A 6,944-nucleotide genomic window follows, 5' to 3' on the forward strand; every position below is an offset into this window, starting at 1 on the left:
CATAAAGGCTGCGGATTCCCTTGACGTAAAATCAGTATGTTAAATCCAGAGCGTGGTGATGCATCCCGGAGCGATCAGCATTTTAATCCAAAACAGGCGTGTCATAACAGCATTATTCCCTATTATTCAACAAAGCCCAAAAAGGGTTAACTGTTCCAATTAATATCGGAAGTTACCCTACCGGATTAAGGAAATTTCGATTCAGTGAGGAAGTTATGATAAAAAGGGAACCAGACAAAGAGAAGGTGGTGCGTGCAACATGGGCAAAGTAACGCGAGAAGCGCAGTGCCAAATCAAGAACGCGGAGACAAAAGAGACCGCACAAGGAGCAGGTTGCCCTTATTGGTTGCTGACTGAGGTCAATGCATTTCATTTTCTTGTCTTACGCTCTGCCAAGTAGGAACTGTTATCATGCCTGCGAGTCTGCTTCGCTACCTTACCTTGTTCGCCCTGTTGCTACTGCTGACAACCGGCACGCTGAGCTACAATATCGTGAACAACTGGTTGGCAGAGAAGAAATCTACGCTCAACACCCTCGCGCTTGGGGTGCAAAAGCGTATCGATACCTACCGCTTTTTCACTTACCAAATATATAGCAATCTGAACAACGCCGCCGCCGCTGACGGAGAAGACAGCGTCAATGCCATCAGTCTGCTGCCGGATGTGTTCTATGTGGAAAAAAACGGCCAGAAAACCGATGCGCTTATCTTTGGTCAGCACGATAAATCAACACTGAGCGCGGTGCGCAAGATTTCACGTTATCTCGATATCCTGTGGGGTGCCGAGAGCGATATCTACTTCATGTACTACCTCAACGGTGTAGATAACAGCCTGAGCATGATTTCCACGCAGATACTGAAAGACATTTCCGCACAGTTTCGCGGCAGCTATATCACCGCGATAGCCGAAGCCCGACGCACGGATATGCTGCAACAGTCAAACGCGCTTGATGAACGCGAGAGCTTCTCTCCCATCCGCAAGCTGCGCTTTTATAATGACTACTATTTTACACTGCGCACCACCTTAAACCAGCCGGGCCATCTGGCGACCATCATTGCCTTTGATTTGCCCATCAACGATCTAATCCCACATACGCTGTCGCGCGACAATTTCATCCTGCGCTCGAACACCATGGGAACCAGCAGTGAAGCATTTATCAATAACGAGGATACGACCCGCGTTCAGCTAAACGGTTCGCTGTTAGAGGTGGCTGCACCGCTGGTTAACGCGCCGGTGAATATCGTTTACCAGTTACCTCTGCGGCAATTCGCTGCCGATATGGCGCGTAATAATATCTGGTTGCTGCTGCTAAATCTGGCGCTGCTGGCGCTAACCCTGACTGGGTTCTACCTGTGGCGTCAACCCAACCGCGATGCACGCGACGATCCGTCACCGCGCTTGCGGAAACAGCAGGCGCTTTATCAGGAGATCGTTAAACGCGTTCCGATTGGTATTCTGGTTTATGATTTTTCTGCCAACCGCGTGGTGGTACAAAACGCCATTGCCGAGCATCTGTTGCCCCACCTGAGTTTGGAGAAAATCGCCGCGATGGCGCGCGAGCATCAGGGCGTAGTGCAGGCAACCATTAACAACGAGATGTACGAGATTTTGCAGTTCAGCCACCCGCAGATGCCAGAGCACAATCTGTTTCTGATTCGCGAGCAGGATAAAGAAATCCTGGTGCATAAGAAGATGCAATTGGCGCAGCGCGAATATGACAAAAACGTGCTGGCGCGCCAACGGCTATTAACCAATCTTCGTCAGGAGCTGCATACGCCAATGCAGGCTTTACAGAGACATTTGCTGTCCCTAGCACAAACAGCGGATGACGATATTCGCACCAGATTATTACGTAAAGCCTCAGATGAAGCGGCACAAACGATCGCGCTACTGGATAATATTGCACTCCATGACCGGCTCGGCAGTGACACATGGCAACAGGACGTGGTGCCCTTTTCTCCCCTTGCGATGATGGATAGCTTGCTGCTTGCGAGTCTGCCGCGTCTTTCCCAAAAAGGGCTGCACCTGTTTCATCACTACCGCTTAGAACCACAACGTTTGTATGTGGGCGACATGACCATGCTGCGAAAAGCGCTGCTGCTGCTGCTCGATTACGCCATCACCAATACGGATTACGGCAAGATAACGCTCACGCTGGAAGCAGATGCCGAGCAGGCGGACAAACTCGCTATCCTGCTCAGCGATACTGGCACCCGCATGTCAGTGGCAGAACTGGATAATCTGCGCCACCCCTGGCTAACGGTGCCATCGGCGGATCGCTCCCAACAAAATTCTGGATTTGCACTGTTCTTGTGCCATCAACTCGCGCGTAAGCTTGGCGGCGAGCTGAGTATCTCCTGTAAACAAGATCTCGGCACGCACTATCAGTTGACGGTCACGTTGCCCGCCAGCACCAACAGCGTAGATGAAGACGAAAAACTGCTGGAAGACATGACGGTGCTGTTAGACATCACAGCCAATGAGGTACGTCTTATCGTGCAGCACCTGCTCTGTAGTTGGGGGGCCGAATGTGTCAACGCCGATGAGCGCCAGATGCCCCAAGAGTTCGATCTGCGTATTGTCGATGACGAAGCAAAAATGGCGGATAACACGCTGCTGGTGAACGGTGAGGATACCCAAGTGACCTTACTGGCGCAGCGTCGATTACGTACCAATTTTAATATCAGTCAGCTGCTGCAAGATGCAGTATTGACCTTGATTGAGCAACAATTTGAGGTCGCTACGCAGGATGCTGCGCCGACGGATATTCACGAATACGCCCGGCAACTAAAAGCCAGCGACTATTTTTCGCTGTTCGTTGAAACGGTACCCGACGACATTGTCAAACTGTATACTGATGCAGAAACAGGCGACTTTTCAACGCTGGCACAAACGGCGCATCGACTTAAGGGGGTGTTTGCTATGCTAAACTTGCGCCCTGGCAAACAATTGTGTGAACAACTTGAGCGGCATATTACCGAACAGGCGAGTGAAGAAATCAAACACGATATTGATGAGATCGACGAACTTGTCCGTGTATTATTGCAGCCTAATGGCCAACAAGACGAGTAAATAAAACGATGAGTAATTTAAACGTAATTATCGCTGACGACCATCCGATTGTCCTTTTTGGCATTAAAAAATCGCTTGAACAAATTGAGTGGGTTAACGTGGTGGGCGAGTTTGAAGATTCAACATCGCTGATCAATCACCTGCCGAAATTGGATGCCAACGTTTTAATTACCGATTTATCCATGCCAGGCGATAGATACGGTGATGGCATCACGCTGATCAAATACATCAAACGCCATTTCCCCCATCTGGCGATCATTGTGCTGACAATGAATAACAACCTCGCCATTTTAAGCGCGGTGTTGGATCTTGATATCGAAGGTATTGTATTGAAGCAAGGGGCACCGACCGATTTGCCCAAAGCGCTGGCTGCCTTGCAAAAGGGCAAGAAATTCACACCGGATAGCGTTGCCAAGGTGCTGGAAAAAATCAGCGCCAGCGGTTACGGCGACAAGCGCCTGTCACCGAAAGAGAGCGAAGTGCTGCGCCTGTTTGCAGAAGGCTTTCTGGTGACGGAAATTGCTAAAAAGCTGAACCGCAGCATCAAAACCATCAGTAGCCAGAAAAAATCTGCCATGACCAAGCTGGGTGTTGATAACGATATTGCCTTGCTGAAATACCTCTCTTCCATCAACGGAGCCGAACCGGAAGAAAGTGCGTAAGCGCTGAGTTTTCACTTTCACGCGCTTACCCCGTCGTTCCTGCTGACCCAGGAACGACGAACGTTACCACTAACACTCCTACGTTGCGCTACTCCTCTGTTCACGCACTTGAAGACTGTACTGCGCCAAACACTGTTGCAGTACATCCAGCGTAACCGGTTTCGATAAACAGTTGTCCATCCCCGCCGACAAACAACGTTGTCGTTCTTCCGCGAGTGCGTTGGCGGTGACGCCAATCACGGGCGCTTCCCAGCGTTGCGCGCGCAGGGTGCGCGTCAGCGTATAGCCATCCATATTCGGCATGTTGACATCGGTCAGCACAATATCAGCCGTTTGCTTTGCCAGCGTGCTTAACGCATCCACGCCGTCATTAGCGGTAACGACCTGATAACCCAACGATCCAAGCTGATCGGCGAGCAAACGACGGTTGATCGGATGATCGTCCACCACCAGAATCAATATATCGCTATTGTCCACCAGGTTATAGTGCGTTTGGGCAAGTGTACTCGGCACGGCCAGCGCCCCCTCTTCTCCGTCTTTGTTACGGCACAGGCGTTCCAGCAGCGCCGGTAAATCCGGCAATCCGGCGGTGCTGATGACCAAGCGCCCTGCCTCACTCTCCTGAGCGCTGCCGATGTGCACGTGACTAAACAGCACGCTCCAGCGCGAAAGCGGCGGAGTAGCCTGTGGATAATCGCTGATGACGATGTCGTCCTCATGAACAGTCTGGTCAGAATAATGGGCCGCAGAGAGACCATATTGTTGCAGTAAACTGAGCGCGTTGTGCTCAAGACTGGCATTACGCATCCTCAGCCAGCAGATTTTCTGCCTGAGCGCATCGCTGACCGTCGGGACGTCGTAATGTGCCTGATAGAGCGGAATACGAATGCCAAACTGACTGCCCAGCCCGGGTTCCGATATCAGTGACATGTCGCCATCCATCAGGTTTACCAGCTTTTCACAGATGGCTAATCCCAACCCGGTCCCTTGAAAATGGCGCTGAACGCCGCTACCCGCCTGGAAAAACGGATCGAACAGCTTGAGCGCCTCGCGAGGGTTAATCCCCACGCCAGTATCCCGTACCCAAAATTCGAGATAGCCGTCGGTGCAACACACCTGAAAGATAATGCAGCCGGTATCGGTAAATTTAATCGCATTGCTCACCAGATTAGAGAGCACCTGCTGCAAACGTACCGGATCACCCGACAACGTTGCCGGCACCGACGGATCGATAAAGCAGTAGAGCGTCAGATTTTTTCGCACCACCAGCGGCAGATAGTTGCTGGTGATGTGGCGGACCACTTCCTGTGGGGTAAAAATAGCGGGTTCGATTTTAAGCTGTTCAGACTCTATCTTGGAAAAGTCGAGAATATCGCTGATGATTTTGAGCAGCAGTGCCGAGGAGTTCTTCATCGCTGCCGCCAATCGATTCGCATCTTTCGACAGGCTTTTGGTACGGAGTAAATCCAGATTACCGATAATCCCGTACAGCGGCGTGCGCAGTTCATGGCTAACTGTGGCCAAAAACATCGATTTAGACTGGCTCGCCTGTTCAGCCGCATTGGCCATTTCTTGCAGAGACTCTTCCATCTTGACCCGCGCGCTCACATCGGAGAGCACGCAAATAGCCACATTTTCATTACGATAGCGAGAATGAACGAAACTGATTTGCAAGTGATGGTTCCTGCTGGTAACCACATCGACATATTTTGATTGCTGTTCACAGATAATGCGCGTGATCTTGAGCCGGTCTTCATGGGTTAACAAATTCAGGTAGTTATGCGCCAGTTCGTTGCTAAGCAGGTTAGTGCCGTCGCTGATGCGCAAAATACAGATGCCTACCGGCGCAGAGGCCACGATTTTACGGTTAAACTGCTCGTTCTCTTCCAACTGAAAGGCGTTAATTTGCGCGGGCAGAAACATCTTGCGTTCGAATGTCCAGGCGAGAATAAACAGCACCAGCGCAGAGAGCAGGTTTAACAACACGATATTGATAATCAGCGCGTTTAACTGCGAGAGCAGCACGCTGAACGGCATAAAATAGACGATATTAAAGGTAGTTGGCGGTAAGGCTTTCTTTAGGATAATTTCGTCGTAACCGTCCACATAACCAAAATAGGTGCGATCGTTCGGGTAGCTGGACGTCATAGAGCCATTGCGCTCTTTATCGGTAAATTGCAGCAACGGCTGATTGAACTGATCGAGCAGCTTGGCACCGACCGTAAATTTGCCTGCGGCAACAAAATCATCCAGACGGATGGTTTGCTCTATGCCCATCAGGGTTTCCAGACGATCCCCTTTATAAATCGGTGTAATGGCATACAGATAGCCGATATCGGGATCGGAGGCCGGGGTTATCCAATACACCGTTTCATCGCGCCATTCGCCTTGCGTCGCATGCTTTTTATCGGCAAAACGTTCTTGCAGGTTCTGCAACAAATTATCGCGATCCAGTGCCTGATTGCGGATACCGAAATCCATCATGCACTGCCAGGCACCATCGACAAAAAACACCCGGTTCAGATCATATAACGTGGAGAAGTTATCCTGCCAATCGGTAAAAAAAGCGCTGACGGAATCCAACTGCCCTTTTTGGGTCTGATAGATAGCCTGACAGTCTGCACCTGCGGTTAAGGGATAGAGCGAAAGCAGCGGTGTACGCAGGGTATTTGCGGAAGACGGCGTAGCGTGCGCGGGCGCCGTATTGACACGGCTGACAGCTACATAGCGTAATTCCCGCACGATGTCCGTGGTGCGACGAATATACTCCTGCGACTGATCGTAGCTCTGGTTATATTCCAGGCGCAACTCAGCTTCTTTATCGTTGAGCACCTTGCTGAAATAGAAGATGGAAATCAGCGCCCCCAGCATCCATAACATCATCGCCAGCACCCTGAACGGGTAGCGGGAAATTTTCAGCGTCGTGTGAAATGAAGCGAGGTATTTCAAATTTATTCCATCAAGTAGGTAAATGGTTGCAGGGGAAAGGCGTGTCGATACAGTACCGAGAGCGCATAAAAAAAGCCAGCATCTGAGGTGCTGGCTTTTGTTTCATTGGTGTAGCATGCGATTATTTGTACTAGCTCAGACCTGATCTGACAGTTACCGATTATTTATACAGGTGTCTGTCAGATTACATCTGGTTCAGATTCTTTTCTGCCCAGATCCGTTTTCCATCGAGTAAAGTGGCCATCGGCGTACGCCCGCAGC

General features: G+C 50.6%; 3 protein-coding genes. 2 read left to right on the forward strand and 1 reads right to left on the reverse strand.

Annotated features, from left to right (window positions below; genetic code table 11):
• The first annotated feature begins 411 nt into the window (after nt 1-411).
• Together rcsD and rcsB are read left to right on the forward strand one after the other, a co-directional pair.
• Nucleotides 412-3,072, forward strand: coding sequence for a phosphotransferase RcsD (gene rcsD / locus QZ506_RS11725; RefSeq protein ID WP_291971245.1), 2,661 nt, complete (start codon nt 412-414; stop codon nt 3,070-3,072).
• An 8-nt stretch (nt 3,073-3,080) separates the two neighbouring features.
• On the forward strand, nt 3,081-3,734 hold the full coding sequence (rcsB, locus tag QZ506_RS11730) for a response regulator transcription factor RcsB (protein WP_291971247.1): 654 nt from the start codon (nt 3,081-3,083) through the stop codon (nt 3,732-3,734).
• 78 nt (nt 3,735-3,812) lie between these two features.
• On the opposite strand, the gene rcsC is transcribed toward rcsB, so the two are convergent.
• Nucleotides 3,813-6,683, reverse strand: a complete 2,871-nt coding sequence (gene rcsC, locus QZ506_RS11735; protein WP_291971249.1) for a two-component system sensor histidine kinase RcsC — start codon at nt 6,681-6,683, stop codon at nt 3,813-3,815.
• Nucleotides 6,684-6,944 lie beyond the last annotated feature (261 nt).

The sequence above is a fragment of the Candidatus Symbiopectobacterium sp. genome, assembly GCF_020054415.1.
Taxonomy (GTDB): domain Bacteria; phylum Pseudomonadota; class Gammaproteobacteria; order Enterobacterales; family Enterobacteriaceae; genus Symbiopectobacterium.

Bases quoted from the DNA above. Each gene is read 5' to 3' on its own strand.
- rcsD (WP_291971245.1), top strand. From the start codon at position 412: ATGCCTGCGAGTCTGCTTCGCTACCTTACCTTGTTCGCCCTGTTGCTA.
- rcsB (WP_291971247.1), top strand. From the start codon at position 3,081: ATGAGTAATTTAAACGTAATTATCGCTGACGACCATCCGATTGTCCTT.